The following is an 18,446-nucleotide window of genomic DNA, read 5'->3' on the forward strand; positions in this document are numbered from 1 at the left end:
GTCATCTCTTCTTCAGGGGAAGCAGTGCGCTGATCCGGAAGCCGCCGCCGGGACGCGGGCCCGCGTCCAGGGTTCCGCCGACCATACCGATCCGCTCGCGCATGCCGATCAGTCCGTGCCCGGCGCCGTCCGCGCCGCCGTCCTCGTACAGCTCGTGGGCCGCGCCCCGGCCGTCGTCCTCGACCAGCAGGCCGAGTCCGTCGTCGAAGTAGACCAGCCGGACGCTGGCCCTCGCCTCGGGGCCGCCGTGTTTGCGGGTGTTGGTCAGCGCCTCCTGCACGATCCGGTACGCCGTCAGCTCGACGCCGCTGGGCAGCCGCCGCGGCGCGCCCTCGACCTCGAAGTCCACCGCGAGCCCGGCCGCCCGTACCTGCTCGACCAGGACCTCGATCTGTTCGACGTCGGGCTGCGGCACGTAGTCCTCGGACTCCTGCGGCTCGCCGGTGCGCAGGACGCCCAGCAGCCGGCGCATCTCGGCGAGGGCCTGGCGGCCGGTGCCGGAGATGGTCTGGAGGGCCTCCTTGGCCTGCTCGGGGGCCACGTCCATGACGTACGCCGCCCCGTCCGCCTGGACCACCATCACCGAGACGTTGTGCGCGACGACGTCGTGCAGCTCGCGGGCGATCCTGGCGCGCTCGCCGGCCACGGCCACCTTGGCCTGGGCCTCGCGCTCCTTCTCCAGCCGCTGGTTCCGCTCGATCAGCTGGGCGTAGTAGGCCCTGCGGGTGCGCAGGGAGTCGCCCAGCACCCAGGCCAGCACGAAGGGGATGATCATGAAGACGGCGAAGAGGACGTTGTCGACGTCGTTGCTGCCCTTGTCCACGCCGAAGCGCACGAAGTACAGCGGCGCGGCGGCCAGCCCCCAGCCCAGCGCGGTGCGGGAGACCCAGCGCGGGACCTCGCTCGCGGCGACCGTGAAGAGGATCACGAACATCGCGAGGTCGTAGACCCCGGCGACGATCCCCATGAGCAATTGGAAGACGCCCGCCCCGAGGGTGAGCCAGAACATGGCCTGCGTCCACTTGCGCCGCAGGGCCACGGCCGCGCTCAGCGCGATCACCACGGGGACGGCGGCGACCTTCAGGGGCTTGCCGATGTCGGGCTCACCCACGACGTTCAGCATCGAGACCCCGAAGAAGAGGACAGCCCAGAAGCTGTCGACGCCCGTCGGGTGTCTGCGGAGGAAGTCGTAGAGGCGTTGCACGTAACCCAGAGTAGGGAACGGTGATAGGTGCTGGAGTCAACCAGAGGTTCGAACCTGGCAACAGGGGCGTACTCCGCAAGGTGGAGGGTGAACCTAACCTTTGTGGGGTGAGCACCCAGGTGGGACATACGACTCCGGTCCGGTGGCGCGACGCGATGGACGCCGCCCTGTACGGGCCCGGCGGCTTCTACGTGCGCCCGGGCGGGCCCGGGCCCGCCGGACACTTCCGCACCTCGGTGCACGCCTCCGCGCTGTACGCGGGAGCCGTGGCCCGGCTGCTGCGGTGGGTGGACGCGGAGCTCGGGCACCCGCGGGGGCTGGACCTGGTCGACGTGGGGGCCGGGCGCGGGGAGCTGCTGGCCGGGGTGCTGGCCGCGCTGGACCCGGAGACGGCCGCGCGGGTGGTCCCGTACGCCGTGGAGCGCGCGGAGCGGCCCGCCGGGCTCGACCCGCGGATCCGCTGGGTCGCGGCCCCACCCGAACGGACGACGGGGCTGCTCTTCGCCAACGAGTGGCTGGACAACGTGCCGCTGGAGATCGCGGAGGACGGGCGCTACGTCCTGGTCGCCCCGGACGGTACGGAGAGCCCCGGCGGGCCGCTGGACGGCGTGGACCGGGCCTGGCTGGAGCGGTGGTGGCCCGGCGGCGGTGCGGAGGCCGGCGGCGCGGAGATCGGCGGCGCGGAGGCCGGCGGCGCGGAGATCGGTCGGGCGGAGATCGGTCGGGCGGAGATCGGTCGGGCGGAGATCGGTCGGGCGGAGATCGGTCGGGCGGAGATCGGTCGGGCGGAGATCGGCCGGGCGCGCGACGAGGCCTGGGCGGCGGCCGTGGCGAGTCTGGAGCGGGGGCTGGCGGTGGCGGTGGACTACGCCCACACCCGCGACGCGAGGCCGCCGTACGGCACGCTGACGGGTTTCCGCGCGGGCCGGGAGGTCCCGCCCGTCCCGGACGGCAGCTGCGACGTCACCGCGCACGTGGCGCTGGACTCCTGTGCGGGCCCGGACTCGGTCCTGCTGACCCAGCGCGAGGCGCTCACCGCCCTCGGCGTCTCGGGCGCCCGGCCCCCGCTGGCCTTGGCCTCGGCGGATCCGGCGGCCTACGTCCGGGCCCTGGCCTCGGCCGGCGAGGCGGCCGAGCTCACGTCCCGCTCCGGCCTGGGCGCCTTCGGCTGGCTGGTCCAGCCGGTCGGCATCCCGCCGTGGCCGGGGGGCGGGGACGGCGGGAGCTGACACCCGCCCGGAGGCGAGTGCACCCGCTAGAGCCGCTTCGCGCTGCGCAGGGTCGTCGCGTAGTAGCCGTTGCCGTCGAGGCGAGAGGTACCGCCCTTGTCGCCGATGGTCGGGCCGTTGGCCTCCTCCCGGCTGGAGATGAAGATCTTGTGCCCGTCGGTGTCCGTGCCCAGGTAGATGCCCGTGTGGTCGAGGCGGTCCTTGGTACGCGCGTCGAGCTTGAAGAACAGCAGGTCGCCCGGCTGGATCACGTCGATCGAGACGGGCCGGTCCTGCGCGCCGACGCCCTTGAGGGGGAGGACGTCCGCGCCCAGGGCGGAGCGGGCCATGCCGTTCGCGGTCCGCGGCAGGCCGGAGCCGGGCTTGTCGTCGGACAGGAGCGGGTAGCGGGCCCGGTAGCCGAAGACGGTGCGGACGAAGCCGGAGCAGTCCATGGACCGGTACCGGGCCGTCTGGGGCTGCTTCTTGGTTCCGTCGCGGAAGACGTACGGCGTGCCGAGGTAGTCGTAGAAGTCCGACTGCTCCAGACGCAGGTCGTTTCCGGCGGAGCCGGTGGGGTTGAGGGGGCCGAAGGAGGCGTCACCCGCGTACGAGGTGCCCTGCGCGTCCTTCTTCACCGGGGCCTGGTCGCCGTACTGGAAGGCCATCGCGAAGACGTCGTCCTCCTGGCTCCCGAAGTACTTCTTGAACCACTCCTTGAACCACTGCTCGTTCTCCGCGCCCGGCTTCCACGGCTCCGGCATGAGGCGGACCCAGTTCTCGGTCACGACCCGGGTCGTGGTGTTGGCCGGCTCGGTGAAGGTGCGGCTCGGCCCGGTGAGGGTGGCCGTGCGGGCGCCGTCGGTGAAGGTGGCCAGCACCTGCCCGGTGCCGTCGCGCATCACCGACCGGTCGGGGCTCCGGAGCCGTTCCCACTTCTGGGCGCCGGCCTCGTTCGCGCCGGCGCCGGCCGCGATGTCCTTGTCGACGACGACCTGGACGGCGGGCGCCTTGGCCTGCTCCTGCGCGCGCAGCGCGTACGTGAGGTAGGCGCTGCCGGCCAGCAGCGCGAGCACGGTGGCCGCGTGCAGTGCGGAACGTGTGCGGCTCTTCGACTTGGCGGTCATGCGGGGGGCTCCGGAGCGGTTGGGGACGGGCGCGGTTGCGGGTGCGGGTTCTTGGGGGCTACGCGGCCGGCATGACGCCGAGCAGGATGCCGGCGGTGAGCACGACGTACGTCATGAGAGTGGCGCTGCCGGTGGCGAGCAGGGTGGCCCCCTTCGGCTGGCGGACCAGCTGGTAGCCGATCAGGCCCGGCACGATGAAGCCGAGGGTCTGGTTCGTGTAGAGGAGCGGGAACTCCATCTGGAGCACGATCACCACGGTGGCCTGGATCAGGACGCCGATGAGCACGACCGCCGCGAACAGCCGCTTGCCGTAGAGGATCACGAATCGCTGCACGACCAGCGTCAGCACGTACGTCGTGACCGTCACGCCGACCACGAGGGCGGCTCGCTGGAGGTCCTCCAGGAGGGTCAGCGCCAGCCAGCCGGGGGTGATCATTCCGCCGGGGGAGAGGTTGGTCGTGAGGTAGCAGACGAGCGAGAACAGCAGACCCAGGGCAATGCCGATCGCGGCGATCTCGGGGGTGAGGACGGCGGGGATCAACGGGTTTCTCCTGGCTTCTGCCCTTGCCCCTGCGGGGGGCTCGGGTGGATCTGCTGCGGCTGCGGCTGCGGCTGCGGCTGCGGCCAGGCCGGTACGGGCGTGGCGGCGCGGATGCCGTACGGGTCGGGGGCGCGGACGTCCGGCGCGGCTGCCCGCGGCGCCTGCGCATAGCCGCCGGACCCCTGCGGGGCCGGAGCGCGGGGCACGTGCCCGTTCGGGCCCGGCGCATACGGGTCCCCGCCGTTCGCGACACTGCCGTTCGGGCCCTGCGCGTGCGGGAGCCGGTCGTTCGGGGCCTGCGCGTACGGGTCCCGGCCGTTCGGGACCTGGGCAGACGGGACCCCGCCGTTCGGGCTCTGCGCGTGCGGGACGTGGCCGTTCGGGTTCTGGCTGTACGGGCCTTGCGCGTACGGGTCCCGGCCGTTCGGGACCTGGGCAGACGGGACCCCGCCGTTCGGGCTCTGCGCGTGCGGGACGTGGCCGTATGGGACCTGCGCGTGTGGGAGCCGGTCGTTCGGGGCCTGGGCGTACGGGTCCCGGCCGTGCGGGGCGTCTGCGTATGGGTCGAAGGGGCGGGCGAACTGCCCCGCCGGCTCCTCCTGCCGGACCTGGTCCCGGTCCTCGGAGTCGTCCGCCTCGTCCACCGGCAGGTCCGCGAGGTGCTCCAGCAGCACCTCGCCCTGCCCGTGGATGTTGCCGATGGCGACGAGCGAGGAGCTGGGGCCGAGGTGCCCCAGCAGCTCCTGCATGAACTCCTCGCCGTCGCGGTGGTCGCCGCCCAGGTCGACGGCGCGGCCCTGCCACTCGGCCGGGATCGCGTCGATGGCGCTCTTGGCGGGGTGGCCGATCACGAAGACCTTGTCCGGCCGCAGTTCCGGGACGATCGCGCCCATCTGGCCGTTGCGCTCGACGCGGTCGGGCCGGCAGTTGATCACCACGCTCAGGGGGCGGTCCACCGCACCCAGGTCCAGCAGCTGGTTGATGTTCATCAGGGTGGACTCGGGGTCGTTCGCCGCGAAGACGTTGGCGAACCGCAGCCGCTTCCCGCCGGGGGCCAGGTACCGCTCGACCGAGAGCACACCCGGGTCCGGCGGGGCCTCGTACATACCCCGCAGGGCGGTGTCCCGGTCGACGCCGAGGAGTTCGGCGACGAGGAGCGCGATGGCGACGTTCTCCTTGAAGGTGAACCAGCTGAAGCCGCGCAGCTCCTCGTCGCTGACCGTGTCGGGGTCGGCGTAGAGGAGCCGGCAGTCGCGGGCGTCGGCCTCCTCCTGGAGGACGTCGAAGCGTTCCTTCTCGGCGGTGACGCAGATCCCGCCGTACGGCATCGACCGGGACAGGGAGCGCGCGATGTCGTCGAGGGTCGGGCCCATCTCGGCGACGTGGTCCTCGCGGACGTTGCACAGGACGCCGATGGTCGACTGGATCAGCTTGGACTGGTTGATCTCCTGGAGCGCCGGCATCACCGCCATGCACTCCATGACGAGCGCGTCCGGACGGTAGGCGGAGGCGCGCCGCACGATGCCGATCTGCTCCACGACGTTGGCGATGCCGAACTTGCGGTAGACGGGTTCCTCGGTGGCGTCCGGGTGGATGAACCGGGCCGCCGTGCCGGTGGTCTTGGCGACCGTGGTCAGACCGCCGCCGCGCAGCGCCCCCGCGCACAGCCGGGTGATGGAGCTCTTGCCGCGGATGCCGTTGACCAGTACCCGGTTGGGTATGCGGTGCAGGCTGGCGAAGTGCCGCCGCTGCTCCACGATGCCCGCGACGAGCATGATCGCGCAGCAGACGAGCAGTACGCAGTAGAGGAAGAGCACGGGGGATCAGTTCCTTCCGGCCGGGGCGGACGCGTGTCCGCCGGCCTGCTTGCGCTGCTGCTGTCGCTGCTGGAGCTGCTGGCGGATGATCTCCAGGCTGCGCGTCACGGCGCCCACCTCGTCGTGGTGGCGCGGGTACAGCACCGTGCGCCGGTCGCCGTCGGCGAGGGCCTCGGCGCGCCGGGCGAGTTCGCGCAGCGGGGCGACCACGATGATCTGGAGCCAGCCCAGGCAGGCCGCGCCGACCGCGAAGCCGAGCAGGCCGGCGAGGACGGTGCGGTTCTGCAGGCTGTACTCCTGGATGGCCAGGCCCTTGGCGGACTGCCAGCTGACCACGGTCCAGTCCATGGGCTTGGCGGCACCGCCGCCCACGAACGGCGCGGCGGCCGCGATGACGTGGTCGCCGCCGCTGCGGTAGAGGATGCTGCCGGGCCGCGGGGACATGCCGACCTTGAGGGCGGAGCCCTCGACGAGGGCGTCGAGCCGCTCGTCGTCGAGCTTCTCGAAGGCGCGGTAGCCGCGGTTGGAGGCGATGATCCGGTGCTGGGAGTCGACCACCCGTATCTCCCCCAGACCCGGCCGCCTGAGCAGCGAGTTGAGGAAGTCGATGCGGAACTCGCCGACGACCGCCGCGCCGCCCTGGCCAGGGATCTGGGCGGTCGCGACGATGACGGGCTCCTTGCCGCCGTCGTGGAGGGCGATCGGCTCCTCACGGGGTCCCTTGCCACCCGTGGCCTGCGGTGCGCCGCCCGCCCGGGCGAGGATGCTGCCGGTGCCGTCGAGCACGTACAGGGACGCGTAGCGCAGGTGTTCCCGGGCGGTGTGCTCCAGGATGTCTGTCATGTGCTGCGGGGTCGTGTCGTCGCCCACCAGCGAGGCGACGGACAGCAGGTCGGCCTGGCCCTCGTTGAGGGCGCGCCGGATCCGGTCGTTGAGGGTGTCGGTGCGCTCCCGCTGGTCGCTGACCAGCTGCTGCGGTACGACGACGTCCTCGCCGGCCCGGTTGACCAGCAGGCCCAGCGGCACGCACCAGGCCAGGAGCAGGACCCCGCACAGGGCGAGGAGCACACGGGCGCCCGTGCGGCGCTTTCGCCTGCCGCGCGGGACGTGTGCCGGGGCCGCGTCGCTGCGCAGCTGGCCGCGCAAGCGCTCCAGGGCGGTCCCGATCCGGGCCGCCTCCGCCCCGCGGGGGAGGGACACCGGGCGGGTCAGGTCGCCGCGGGCCAGTCGTCGGCTCTCCAGGAACAGGGTGATCAGCGGGCGCTGCACGGTGCCGACGAGCAGGGCGACGACCAGGGCGCCGACCAGCAGCAGGGCTCCGGCCAGGATCAGTCCGGCGAAGGCGTCGGAGGTGCGAGCGGGGTTCTGCGCGACGTTGACCATGGCGACGACGGTCAGCTCCAGGCTGGTGGCGCTGGTGCCGACGCCCGGTTCGGGGCCGGCGAGGCGCGCGTAGCCCGCGGCTGCGCGTTCACCGCCCCATTCGCCTCCCATCAGGCTGCCGCTGACCCCGAGGAAGCCGCCGGAGCCGGGCTCCTTCGCGGTCAAGGGGTTGGCCTTGGCCCGTTTGGCCGCGGTCCTGGCGAAGGAGGCGAGCTGCTTGGTGTCGCGTTTGACGTCGGCGCGCTGGAGGTCGGTGAGGACCATCTCGGGCTCGGGGATGCCGTCGTTGCTGAGCACCGTGCCGTCGGATCCGACGACGGCGATGGACCGGAAGTTGCCGAGGCTGATGCCGGGGAAGCGCAGGCTGCTGGAGGCGACCAGCAGCTGCTGCGGCTGGTCCTTCCAGGACAGCAGCGAGAGGGTGAGCAGCCGGGTCTCGCCGTTGGCCAGTTTGACCATGCGGGGGGCCAGCCCGCCCTCGCCGGAGAGCCGGGTGCGGTCGATCGCGGTCAGGGGGAGGTTCTCGCCGCGGGCGGCCAGCAGCCGGCCCGAGCTGATCTCGACGACCGCGGTGCCGCGCCACTTCTGGTAGACGCTGCCGATCTTGTCGAGCACGGCGTCGGGGGCGACGGGCTTCCCGGTGGAGAACAGGGTCGCGGCCCGGTCGAGGTCGGTGACGCTCTCGTCCAGCGAGGCGCGCAGGGCGATCGCGCCGTCCTCGGCGAAGTGCTGCTGCGAGGTGAGCACGGCCGCGGGCAGCCGGTCCTCGTGGACGCTGCCCAGGCTCAGCGCGGTGAACCCCGCAAGGGCGAGCAGCAGCACCGACAGCACGGAGATCGGCGGTCTGATGCCGCCGAGCAGTGACATGTCGGCCCTGCGGCCGGCCTTGCGCCGCCGCTGGTTGCGGGATGCGGCCACGGAGCGGGGTCCTTCCTGGACTGGACGGGAGAGCGGGAGGTCTTGCGTGCGCGGGCTGGTGCGCGGGGCGGGGTCACCCGGGCAGTCCCCGCAGGGGTCGCAGTCCGTCCTTGCCGGCGCCGCGGTTGAGCATGGTGCCCTGGGTGCGCTCGAAGGCCAGGCGGTAGCGGGCGCGCTGCTCCGGGAGCAGGTCCTTGTCGTTCCGGAGGGCCTCGACGACATCGACCAGGCGGTGGTCTCGTACCGGCTGGGCGTTCGTGCCGGGCAGGTCCGCCCCCGGGGTGCTCTCGGGGTCCGGCGGGATGTCGGTGAAGGTGGGCACGAAGCGGGCCCGGACGTCCCACGTGCCGTTCTTCTCGCTGAACTCGAACCAGCCGATGGCGCCCTCCTCGGTCAGACCGCTGGGCACGTCGTGGCGGGCGAGCTGGTTGCCGAGGCCGTAGGCGACCCAGGTGCCGTCGACCTTCTCCATCGGCTGCACGACGTGGGCGTGGTGGCCGATGACCAGGTTGATCCCGGTCTCCTTGGCGATCCGGCGGGCCAGTTCCAGCTGCGGGTTGCTCGGGTTCGGCTGGTGCTCGCGGCCCCAGTGGACGGAGAGGATGACCACCTCGGCGCCGGCCGCGCGGGCCTTCTTCTCGGCCGCGGCGATGGCCTTGAAGTTGATGAGGTTGGCCAGCCAGGGCTTGTCCTTGGGGACCTCGCGCCCGTTGAAGCCGAAGGCGAAGGAAATCTGGGCGACCTTGACGCCCTTGACGTCCAGGACCAGGGGCTTGTCGGCCTCCTCCGCGCTACGGGCGGAGCCGGTGTGCTTGAGGCCTTCCCGGTCCAGGGTGTCCAGGGTGCGGAACACGCCCTCCGGGCCGTGGTCGAGGGTGTGGTTCGAGGCCGTCGAGCAGGTGTCGTACCCGACGTTCTTGATCGTCTTCGCGATCTGCGGCGGGACGAGGAAGTCGGGGTAGGTCTGGAAGGGGCCGTTCGGCCGGCCCAGGACCGGCTCCATGTGGCAGATGCCGAGATCGGCCTTGCTGATGACCGGTTTGACCCCCGCCATGATCCGGTCGAAGTCGTACCCCGTGTGCCCGGCCGCCTTGGCGTCCCGGGCGGCCTGGTCGGTGAGCTGGGGATGGATGAGGATGTCGCCCGCGGCGGCCACGGTGAAGGAGCGGCCCGCACCCTTGGCGCTTGCGTCCGCCGCGTCGCCCGGCGCCGCCCCGGGCTTCTCCTGCGCGCCGCCGAGCAGACCGCACCCCGCGAGCGAGAGGCTCAGCGGGAGGACGAGGAGCGCGGCGCGGGTCAGGGCGGAGACCGGGCGGGTAGGGGCGGTTTTCACTCAGCTATTTTCAGCCAGTGAGGACTGTGAAGTTTACGAGGGGCATAACGATTGGTGTGATCATTTGCGGTGTGGCCATGTCGCTGGTGGTTTATGTCGCCTTTGATCCAGTCAATTCGGTCGAAAAGGCAGCCGTTCCCTCTCCGTCGCCTGTGGCGGAGGACATGGATCTGCTCGGCCGGGCCACCCGATTCGCCGCGGAATTCGGCGTGACGGGCGGCTATCGCGCGCCCACGCAGGTCGAGAAGGCGATCATTGTCGAGGGTGTTTCATCCCTTTTCGAGGGGGATGTCGACGGAGCGCGCACTCGGCTGGCCGAGGTGGACTACAAGCTCGACACCTTCACCGACACGCCGGGCGGCCGCCGCTTCGCGGAGGTCTCCGACGCGGCGGGCCGCTCCGGATCCGCCAACCGGGGCTGGGGCCGCGTCTACGTCGACCTCGGCGCGCCCCCGCGCTGGTCGGTCCAGGTCCCGCACCCCGTCGCCGACCAGGGCACCGAGCGGCTCGGGGTCAGGGTGCTGCGCGGCGCCCCCGGCGGGGTCATGGTCATGGCGGGGGCCCACCGTACGGCGGGGGCGGGCACGGACCCCGGCGCTGCCGGGGCGGGTGACGACGCGGACGGCGGGGGCGAGGGGAACCCGGCCGACATGGCGCACCGCACCGACTCGGTCTTCCACGCCGTGATCGCCGAGCTCACCCGGCGCGGCCTGCCGGGCATCCAGCTGCACGGATTCGCCGACGACTCCGTCCCGGGCACCGACTCCGTCGTCTCCACCGGTGCGGGGAGCCGGGCGGTCGAAGACGCCGAACGGCTCGCCGAGCAGCTGGCCGGCCAGGGCGTCGAGGTGTGCCGGGCGTGGTCCGCCACCTGCAAGCTGTCGGGTCGCACCAACGAGCAGGGCCGGCTCGCCGCCGAGCACGGGACCCGCTTCCTGCACGTGGAACTGAGCAGGACCGTCCGCTCCGGCTCCCGCCGCCTGGACGAGACCGCCCAGGCGATCACGTACGTCACCACGAGGTGGTCGCGGGGCGCTCCGTAGGAGACGGCGGAGGGGCCGGCACCCCGTGTGCGGGATGCCGGCCCCTCCTCTTGGCCGCTGCTTACTGCTGGACCTCGTCGTGGCCCTGGTGGAGGCCGCCGCCGCTGCCCGAGCCGCCCGTCGGCGTCGAGACGACCGGCTTCGCCAGCGGGGCCAGGTCGTGCGCGTAGTGGCCGACCGCGTCCGCGATGACGTCGACGTTGATGTCGAGCGCCTTCTGGTCGATGTTGGTGATGTCGTCACCCTTGCCGTGGTAGTTCACGTCGTAGGCGACGCCCGCCTGGCCGCCGAACTTCGCGGCCTGCTCCGGGGTCTTGATGCCCTCGGCGCCGGTGAAGGTGCCGCCGGACGGGATGCCGACCTCGATGAACGGGCCGTAGTCCGAGCGGCCGGAGAAGTCCGTGCCCTCGTGCGGGATCTTCTTCGAGTCGAGGAAGTCGGTGATCCCCTTCTCCAGCTGGGCGGAGCCGGCCGGGCCGGGGCCCGCGCCGGTGGCGTCCGAGTCGTCGCCGTCGTAGACGAAGTACGCGGAGTTCGGCGAGGCGATCATGTCGAAGTTGAGGTAGAGCTTGATCTGCTTCTTCTGCTCGTCCGTCAGCCCGGCGACGTACGCCTCCGAGCCGAGCAGGCCGAACTCCTCCGCCGACCACCAGGCGAACTTGACCTTGTTCTTGATCTTCGTCTGGCTGCTCGCGAGGCGCTGCGCGACCTGCAGGATGCCGGCCGAGCCGGAGCCGTTGTCGTTGATGCCCGGGCCCGCCGCGACCGAGTCGAGGTGCGCGCCGAGGAAGACGGTGTTGTTCTCGTCGCCGCCGCGGGTCTCCGCGATGACGTTGTACGTCTTGCGGTTCTCGCGCAGCTGCCGGATGTCGAGGGTGACCTCGACCGGGCCGGCCGCGGCCTCGGCGGCGAGCTTCTCGCCGTCCTCCTGGGTGATGCCGCCCGTCGGGACCTTGCCCGCGTTCGGGTCGCCGAGGGTTCCGTTGAGGGCGCCCGCGGTGTTGTTGTAGATGATCGCGCCGACCGCGCCGGCCGCCGCCGCGTTCTGCTGCTTCACCGCGAAGGTGCAGCCGCCGCGCTTGACCAGGGCGATCTTGCCGGTGAAGGTGCCGGAGGCGAAGTCGCCCGGCTCGCAGCCGTTCGTCCCGTCCGCGTCGACCGGGGCGACGGCGACCTGGGCGGTCACGCCGCCCTCCGGGCTGTTCGCCGTGTACGACATCAGGTGGATCGGTACGTCGCGCTGGTTCGCGCCGCCCACCGTCAGCTTCTCCGCGATGGTCTCGACGTACACGAAGTCGAACTCGTTCTTGGTGACCTTGTAGCCGGCCGCCTTCATCACGGCCTCGATGTACTTGGCCGACTGCTCGTGCCCCTTGGAACCGGCCGCACGGTTGCCGTTGTTGTAGTCGGCCAGTGACTGCAGGACCTTGAGGTGGTTGTAGGCGCCCTTGCCGGTCGCCTCCTTGACCAGCTTCCTGGCGAGCGCGTCACCCCGGGCGGCGTCGCTCTGCGGGCTCCCGGTGGCTCCGGCCGGTCCGGCGAGCAGCAGCGGTGAGACGAGGGCCGCTGCGGCCAGGGCGGCGGTTGCTGCGGCTATACGGCGTGAGGGCATGAAGGTCCTTCCACGACAAAGGCGAGCAGGGCGGGCGGATCTGGGCACGGCAAGGCAGGGCGTGGTGGAACAGGGTGAAGCGGAAACGCAGAATCGGTGCGCGTCAGGTGGGGAAACAGTGAGCGCACGTTAGACAGCAAGTGGCCATCATGGCCAGAGTTTTCGCTGTTTTCGGTTCGTGAATTCCGTATATCGGTGACTCTGCGCCGGTGGAAACCGGCCAACCGCACGCCGGTTGCTCCTAGCGGAGGACGCCCTCGATGAAGTCGGATCCGATGCGGGCGACCGCCCCCAGGTCCAACTGGTGCTGGGCGTAGCGGCCTTGCCGTCGCGTGTGCATCAGACCGGCCTTCTTCAGGACGGCCAGATGCCGTGACACCTCCGGCGCGGTGATCCCGTACACGGTCGCCAGCTCGCTCGTCGTGTACGGGGCCCTGGCCAGACTCCGGCACAGCAGCATCCGCATGGGATGGGCCAGTGCCTCCATCCGCCGCTGGAGCAGCTCCACCGAGCCCGGCGCGGAGGCCGGTTCGGGGGTGCCGAGCGGATAGTGCACCACCGGCCGCCAGCCCGGTGCGTGCAGCACCAGCAGATGCGGCCAGCCGAAGTTGGTCGGCACGAGGACCAGGCCGGTGCCTATTCGGGCGTCGGTCGCGCTCGTCGACCCGTTGAGCATCTTGTCGGCGGTGATGGTGGTGCGGCCCTCGTCCACGCTCAGCGCCGCCGAGACCTCCTTGAGCGCGGCCGGCAGCCCCTTGCGGCGCAGTACCTCGGTCTTGTGCCGGGCGTCCGCGCTCTGCCCGGGCTCGATGCGCCGCCACGTCTCGGCGAAGAAGGCCTCGTCGCAGTCCTCCAGGAGCCGGCGCATCCACACCCGTACCGCTGCGGTGTCGTCCAGCAGCCGGAGCGAGAAGTCCAGCTGGCGGGGACCGCGGGCGGCGGCCGTCTCCAGCGCCTTCGCCCGCGCCGCCGGGTCGGTCAGCGGCGAGCCCGGGCCGCCCTCGTTGTAGAGCGCAAGCCAGCAGTGCTCCAGGGCGGCCAGCACGAACTGCTCGTCGTCCAGCCGGTCGAGCACGTCGAGCTCCTCGGCCAGGGTCCCGGCGGGCACCCCGGTTCCGCCGGCGGCCCCGGCGAAGGCCATGAAGAGGTCGGAGAAGGAGCTCCGCCACATGAAATCGGCCTCCAGCAGCCGGTCCGCGAGGCACGGATCGAGCGAGGCGGCGGTGGCGGTGGTCCAGGAGGTGAGCTTCGGGTGGTGTGCGGGTTGGGAGAGCGCGTGCAGGGCCATGCTGAGCTCTGCGAGCGGGGAGGGCGCGAAGGTGATCCGCTCGTTGGGGAGTCCGGCGATGTCGATGGTGACGCTCATCAGGCCATTCTGTCGTCCCGCGCGCGGTGGGGGCGGCGGGGCGGGCCGTCCGCCGCCGCCGTACGAGTGGCCGCGGGCGGCCCGGTGCGGCGGCCGGACGAGTGATCACATGCGGCGCGGAGGCCCTGCCGGGGCCGTCGATTGACGGGGAACGTCAACTGTCGTGCGCGATGCCGCCGACGGGGTGAGGCTTGGGGCATGACCGCAATCGAGCAGTACATGATCGACACCTACCGGGCGTCCCAGCAGGGCGCCCCGATGCCCCCGCCGCCCGGGCGGGACGATGTCGCCGTCCTGCGCTCGCTCCGCTCGTACGAGCAGGCCCGCGCCGTCATGGACGGCAGATCGGGCCGCCACCCCTGGCGCGCGGCCCTGCGCCGGATATTCGTCCGCCCGCGGACGTGCTGACCGCTCGTGCGGCACCCTCCTGGATCTTCAAAGACCCCGGACCACTCGAGCCCTGCCTTGCGTGCGGAAGCCGAGGGCGTGGCGATAGATCTCGGGCATGCGGTAACGCCCGTCGACGTCTCGGGCCAGTGCACCCCACTGCCCCAGGGCTTCGACATCGTCGGCCGTCAGTTCCACGTCCGCCGCGTCGAAGGGCATCTTCACGGAGTCCGAAAAGGTCGACATGCGCCTCAGTAGCGCTCCGAGCAGCGGATTCTCCTGGTTGATCTCCTCCACCTTCGCCCGGCTGCACGCGCTCAGGGCGCGCCGCATGGCCACCGGCGTCAGCAATCTGTCCGGCCATTTCGCATCGCCCACGGACGCGACCGCCGCCTCGCACAGGAAGCGGACGACATCGCGAGCCTGAATCTGTTCGTTGAAGTCCGCGAGGGCGGCCGGAACCCATCGTTCGGCCCACGCCTCGCGGGAGTTCTCGGTCCCGAGCTTCGCGCCCCAGAGGGGGAGGAGTGCCTCGACGATCTCGTCGTAGCCCATGTCGGCGATCGGAAGAGCTGTGGTCGGCGCCATGCTTCGTGCAACTCGTGGCTCTCGATCCAGGCGCCGTTCTTGTGCCGATGGCAGCGCAACGGGTCCGGCCCAGGGGCGGGGTCCTGGAGGTTCAAGGCCTTGGCCAGGCGGCGCAGATTGTGCGTCCGCAGGTCACTGGGTAAGGAGGAAGTGTCCTCGCTGCGCAGAACCCAGCGCAGCACCTCAGCCTTCAACCCGCACTCGGCAGCGTAGAAGAGCAGCAGTCCGCTGACCACGTTCTCCCCCGCCTGCTCAGCGGCCTCCCCCTGCTTGGCGAGTCGCTCGCGGCTCCGGCGTAGCTCGCTCACCCCCACATCCACCATCGCGCCAGGCTACTCGCCGTGAGTGAAGAGGCGGGCAGGTTTCTCAGGACGCTGTTGGCACGTACCGCGAGGAACCTCCCTCAAGCGGCGCCGGGGTTCTTCACCGCCTGGAGGAAGGCCGACCAGGCGGCCGGGGAGAGGGTGAGGTGGTCCTCGCCGGGGTCGGCGCTTCCGGCCACCTTCACGGCCGCGTCCGGGGCGGTCGTCGCGACGTGCACGCAGGCCTCTCCAGTGCCGCAGTAGGACGACTTCTGCCAGCTGAGCTCGGACATGGGGATTTTCCCTTCACAGGGTGCGCAGGATGCTGTGGATGAACTGGCTGCTCTCCTCCCGGCCGAGGGTCATGGCCTCCATACGGTCGAGGAGGAGCCGATATCCGCCCAGTCGAGCCTCGGCATCCACCAATGCCGGACCGTGGGACTGGTCCAGGTGGACTGTGTCGAGCTGGGGCACGGGTCCGTGGGCGTAATAGATCGACTGGCCGGCACCGGGGAATGATCCCGCGTCGAAGGGGATCACCAGGATGCGTACCTGGCTTCGTTGCCCCATCTCCATGAGGTGGGCGAGCTGCCCCTTGACGACGGCGCGTCCGCCGAACTGCATCCGCAGGGCAGCCTCGTGGATGATCGCGGTGTAGGGAATGGGGGCGCTCCGGTAGAGCACGTCCTGCCGCTTGATCCGGTGGGACACCCGGTGCTCGATCTCGGGTGGGGTCAGCTCCGGTACTACCTGTCGGAAGACTTCCCGCGCGTGGTCCGCTGTCTGCAGGAGGCCCGGGACATGAGCCGTGTAGGCGGCACGCAACGCCAACGCGTGGTGCTCAAGTTCGGCCAAGTCGAGGAGGCTGGGAGGCAGGACCTCCCGGTATTGCTCCCACCATCCGTTCGTGCGGTCGGCTGCCATCGCCGCCAGCGCCTCCACGAGCTGATGGTCGCAGACCGAGTAGACGCGTGCCATCGCACGAACGCGGTCAGGACTCACTCCGAACCTGGCCGTCTCCACATTGCTCAGCTGGCCCGAGCTCGTGCCGATCGAGGCCGCGGCCTCGGTGGCAGTCATACCGGCCCGCTCGCGGAGTTTGCGCAGTTCAGCCGCCAGCCGGGCACGACGGGCCGTCGGGGCGGGGCGAGTGACCATGCTTCACTCCTCACTCACACGAGGGAATTCCGGATCGAAGACCTTGGATTCACGCAAAGAATCTTTGGCGCCCTCTAGTCTGGGACGCAGGCCACCTCACCCGGAAGTACCCCGCTCGACGGAGCGGCACGGTCACCGGGCAGCAAGCGCAACGCGACCAACACCCCTCCGTGATCGGAGACTTCCATGCCTGCCACCGTATCTCCGTCGTGGGCCTACAGCCTGCAACTCCCGCAAGATCCCCGCGCCCCCGGCCTCGCCCGCCAGACCCTGCGCTCCGTGCTCCGCACCCACGCGATGAGCGCACTCGTCGAGACGGCCGAGCTGTTGGCCGGGGAGCTGATGGCCAACGCCTACCTCTACTCCGACGGCCCGTACACCCTCCGGCTGCGGGCCATGGGGGCCACGCGGCTGCGTGTCAGCGTCTGGGACAGCAATCCGCACATCCCGCCGCCCTTCGGAGCGGACTCCCCCGGCAGGACACCGCAGTCGGATGCCGAGCGGGGCCGCGGGCTGTTCCTCGTACGGGCGTACGCCGCGAACTGGGGCGGATATCCGCTCGGCGGGACCGGGCTGTACGGGGACGCCGGGGGGAAGCTGCTGTGGGTCGAAGTCCGTGCCTGACCGGGCCGGGGCCGTACACACACGGGGTACGGCCCCTTTTCCGGTCCCCGGGCTACTCGAAATTGGGCGCGTTGCGCTCGTACACCAGTCGCAGTCCGATGAGCGTCAGCCACGGCTCGTGGTCGTCGATCACCGAGGACTCGCCCAGCACCATCGGCGCCAGCCCGCCCGTCGCGATGACGCGGACGTCGTCCGGATCGCCGGTCGGCCCGGCCAGTTCCTTCGCCATCCGGGCCACGACCCCGTCGACCTGGCCCGCGAAGCCGTAGACCACGCCCGCCTGCATCGCCTCGACCGTGGACTTGCCGATCACGTTGCGCGGCCGGGCCAGTTCGATCTTGCGGAGCTGGGCGCCGCGGACACCCAGTGCCTCCATCGAGATCTCTATGCCCGGGGAGATCACCCCGCCCACGTACTCGCCCTTCGCGGACACCGCGTCGAAGGTGGTCGCCGTACCGAGGTCGACCACGATCGCCGGGCCCCCGTAGAGCTCGACCACCGCGACCGCGTTGACGATGCGGTCCGCGCCGACCTCCTTCGGGTTGTCCATGAGGATCGGCACGCCCGTCTTGGTGCCGGGCTCCACGATCACCGCCGGCACGTCGCCGTAGTAGCGGCGGGTGACCTCGCGGAGCTCGTGCAGAACGGCCGGCACCGTAGAGCAGATCGCGATGCCGTGGATGCCGTCGCCCAGCTCGCTGCCGAGCATCGGGTGCATGCCCATCAGGCCCTGCATGAGCACGGCCAGCTCGTCTGCCGTGCGCCGCGGGTCGGTCGAGATGCGCCAGTGCTCGACGATCTCGTCACCGTCGAACAGGCCCAGGACCGTGTGGGTGTTGCCCACGTCGATGGTGAGGAGCACCGGTTACACCGCCTCGCGCAGATCGAGGCCGATGTCCAGGATCGGCGAGGAGTGGGTCAGCCCGCCGACGGCCAGGTAGTCCACGCCGGTCGCCGCGTACGCCCGGGCGGTGTCCAGGGTGAGGCGGCCCGAGGACTCCAGCACCGCGCGCCCGGCGACCAGGGCCACGGCCTCGGCGGTCTGCTCGACGGTGAAGTTGTCGAGCAGGATCAGGTCGGCGCCGGCCTCCAGGACCTCGCCGATCTGCTCCAGGGTGTCGACCTCGACCTCGATCGGGACCTCCGGGAAGGCCTCGCGCACCGCCTTGAAGGCCTGCGCGACGCCGCCCGCGGCCACCACGTGGTTGTCCTTGACCAGCGCGGCGTCCGACAGCGACATCCGGTGGTTGACGCCGCCGCCGCAGCGCACCGCGTACTTCTCCAGCGCGCGCAGGCCCGGCGTGGTCTTGCGGGTGTCGCGGACCTTCGCCCCGGTGCCCTCCAGCACGTCCGCCCAGCGGCGGGTGGCGGTCGCGATGCCGGAGAGCCGGCACAGGATGTTCAGCGCGCTGCGCTCCGCCGTCAGCAGGTCGCGGGTGCGCGAGCGCACCGACAGCAGCAGCTGCCCGGCCTCGACGCTGTCGCCGTCCTCCGCGTGCCGCTCCACCTCGAAGGCCTCCGTGCACACCACGGAGAACACGGCCTCGGCGATCCGCAGACCGGCCACGACGCCGTTCTCGCGCGCGACGAAGTCGGCGATCGCCTCGGCCTCCTCGGGCACCGTGGCGACGGTGGTGACGTCCACGCCGCCGTCCAGGTCCTCGGAGAGCGCCATGTGCGCGATGTCCTCGACCTCGATGGGGTCCAGGCCCGCGTCGACCAGCAGCTGGGCCAGCGCCGGGTCCAGGCCGGTCTCCTCGCCGTCGCCGCAGGCGCAGTCGTCGCCGCAGCCGCCGTCGTTCTGGTCGATCAGGGGAAGTTCGGGGGTGCTCACG

Annotated in this window: 17 protein-coding genes; 4 read left to right on the forward strand and 13 right to left on the reverse strand. The window is 71.4% G+C overall.

Going from position 1 to position 18,446, the window contains the following annotated elements:
- Nucleotide 1: 1 nt before the first annotated feature.
- Nucleotides 2-1,204 (reverse strand): sensor histidine kinase, encoded by a 1,203-nt coding sequence (locus OG332_RS25010; protein WP_327415582.1) that lies wholly within the window; start codon nucleotides 1,202-1,204, stop codon nucleotides 2-4.
- 155 nt (nucleotides 1,205-1,359) lie between these two features.
- On the opposite strand from OG332_RS25010, the gene OG332_RS25015 reads away from it, so the two are divergent.
- Nucleotides 1,360-2,433, forward strand: a complete 1,074-nt coding sequence (locus tag OG332_RS25015; protein ID WP_327419361.1) for an SAM-dependent methyltransferase — start codon at nucleotides 1,360-1,362, stop codon at nucleotides 2,431-2,433.
- Between the two features lie 26 nt (nucleotides 2,434-2,459).
- Here the strand turns inward: OG332_RS25015 and OG332_RS25020 are convergent, their stop codons facing one another.
- The 5 genes from OG332_RS25020 to OG332_RS25040 form a co-directional block, all read right to left on the reverse strand.
- Complete coding sequence (locus OG332_RS25020) at nucleotides 2,460-3,539, reverse strand: C40 family peptidase (RefSeq protein ID WP_327415583.1); 1,080 nt, start codon at nucleotides 3,537-3,539, stop codon at nucleotides 2,460-2,462.
- Nucleotides 3,540-3,597: 58 nt separating this feature from the next.
- Nucleotides 3,598-4,080 (reverse strand): poly-gamma-glutamate biosynthesis protein PgsC/CapC, encoded by a 483-nt coding sequence (locus OG332_RS25025; RefSeq protein ID WP_327415584.1) that lies wholly within the window; start codon nucleotides 4,078-4,080, stop codon nucleotides 3,598-3,600.
- Entirely contained in the window at nucleotides 4,077-5,897 is a 1,821-nt protein-coding gene (gene pgsB / locus OG332_RS25030) for a poly-gamma-glutamate synthase PgsB (protein WP_327415585.1), read from the reverse strand. Before pgsB ends, OG332_RS25025 begins: the two co-directional genes overlap by 4 nt.
- Before the next feature lie 6 nt (nucleotides 5,898-5,903).
- Entirely contained in the window at nucleotides 5,904-8,147 is a 2,244-nt protein-coding gene (locus OG332_RS25035; RefSeq protein ID WP_327419362.1) for a HAMP domain-containing protein, read from the reverse strand.
- Between the two features lie 124 nt (nucleotides 8,148-8,271).
- The gene (locus OG332_RS25040) at nucleotides 8,272-9,468 is read right to left on the reverse strand and encodes a CapA family protein (protein ID WP_442816372.1); all 1,197 of its coding nucleotides are present in this window, start codon (nucleotides 9,466-9,468) and stop codon (nucleotides 8,272-8,274) included.
- A gap of 227 nt (nucleotides 9,469-9,695) precedes the next feature.
- On the opposite strand from OG332_RS25040, the gene OG332_RS25045 reads away from it, so the two are divergent.
- On the forward strand, nucleotides 9,696-10,574 hold the full coding sequence (locus OG332_RS25045) for a hypothetical protein (RefSeq protein WP_327415586.1): 879 nt from the start codon (nucleotides 9,696-9,698) through the stop codon (nucleotides 10,572-10,574).
- A gap of 61 nt (nucleotides 10,575-10,635) precedes the next feature.
- Here OG332_RS25045 and OG332_RS25050 read toward each other — a convergent pair whose 3' ends face one another.
- Complete coding sequence (locus tag OG332_RS25050; RefSeq protein ID WP_327415587.1) at nucleotides 10,636-12,186, reverse strand: M28 family metallopeptidase; 1,551 nt, start codon at nucleotides 12,184-12,186, stop codon at nucleotides 10,636-10,638.
- Nucleotides 12,187-12,427: 241 nt separating this feature from the next.
- Nucleotides 12,428-13,552 carry a DUF5937 family protein gene (locus OG332_RS25055; RefSeq protein WP_327415588.1) on the reverse strand — a complete coding sequence of 375 codons (1,125 nt, stop codon included), beginning with the start codon at nucleotides 13,550-13,552 and terminating at the stop codon, nucleotides 12,428-12,430.
- A gap of 198 nt (nucleotides 13,553-13,750) precedes the next feature.
- Between OG332_RS25055 and OG332_RS25060 the strand changes: the two genes are divergently transcribed.
- Nucleotides 13,751-13,960, forward strand: a complete 210-nt coding sequence (locus OG332_RS25060; protein WP_327415589.1) for a hypothetical protein — start codon at nucleotides 13,751-13,753, stop codon at nucleotides 13,958-13,960.
- Between the two features lie 27 nt (nucleotides 13,961-13,987).
- Here the strand turns inward: OG332_RS25060 and OG332_RS25065 are convergent, their stop codons facing one another.
- The 3 genes from OG332_RS25065 to OG332_RS25075 form a co-directional block, all read right to left on the reverse strand.
- A complete protein-coding gene (locus OG332_RS25065; protein ID WP_327415590.1) occupies nucleotides 13,988-14,494 on the reverse strand; it encodes a hypothetical protein in 507 nt (168 codons plus the stop codon).
- 436 nt (nucleotides 14,495-14,930) lie between these two features.
- Entirely contained in the window at nucleotides 14,931-15,122 is a 192-nt protein-coding gene (locus OG332_RS25070; RefSeq protein WP_327415591.1) for a DUF397 domain-containing protein, read from the reverse strand.
- Between the two features lie 13 nt (nucleotides 15,123-15,135).
- Nucleotides 15,136-15,987, reverse strand: a complete 852-nt coding sequence (locus OG332_RS25075; RefSeq protein WP_327415592.1) for a helix-turn-helix domain-containing protein — start codon at nucleotides 15,985-15,987, stop codon at nucleotides 15,136-15,138.
- A gap of 186 nt (nucleotides 15,988-16,173) precedes the next feature.
- On the opposite strand from OG332_RS25075, the gene OG332_RS25080 reads away from it, so the two are divergent.
- Nucleotides 16,174-16,611 (forward strand): ATP-binding protein, encoded by a 438-nt coding sequence (locus OG332_RS25080; RefSeq protein WP_327415593.1) that lies wholly within the window; start codon nucleotides 16,174-16,176, stop codon nucleotides 16,609-16,611.
- 52 nt (nucleotides 16,612-16,663) lie between these two features.
- Here the strand turns inward: OG332_RS25080 and OG332_RS25085 are convergent, their stop codons facing one another.
- Together OG332_RS25085 and nadC are read right to left on the reverse strand one after the other, a co-directional pair.
- Nucleotides 16,664-17,473, reverse strand: coding sequence for a type III pantothenate kinase (locus tag OG332_RS25085; protein ID WP_327415594.1), 810 nt, complete (start codon nucleotides 17,471-17,473; stop codon nucleotides 16,664-16,666).
- Between the two features lie 3 nt (nucleotides 17,474-17,476).
- Nucleotides 17,477-18,445, reverse strand: a complete 969-nt coding sequence (gene nadC, locus OG332_RS25090) for a carboxylating nicotinate-nucleotide diphosphorylase (protein ID WP_327415595.1) — start codon at nucleotides 18,443-18,445, stop codon at nucleotides 17,477-17,479.
- Between the last annotated feature and the right edge of the window lies 1 nt (nucleotide 18,446).

This window comes from Streptomyces sp. NBC_01233, assembly GCF_035989305.1.
In the GTDB taxonomy this organism is placed as follows: Bacteria; Actinomycetota; Actinomycetes; order Streptomycetales; family Streptomycetaceae; genus Streptomyces.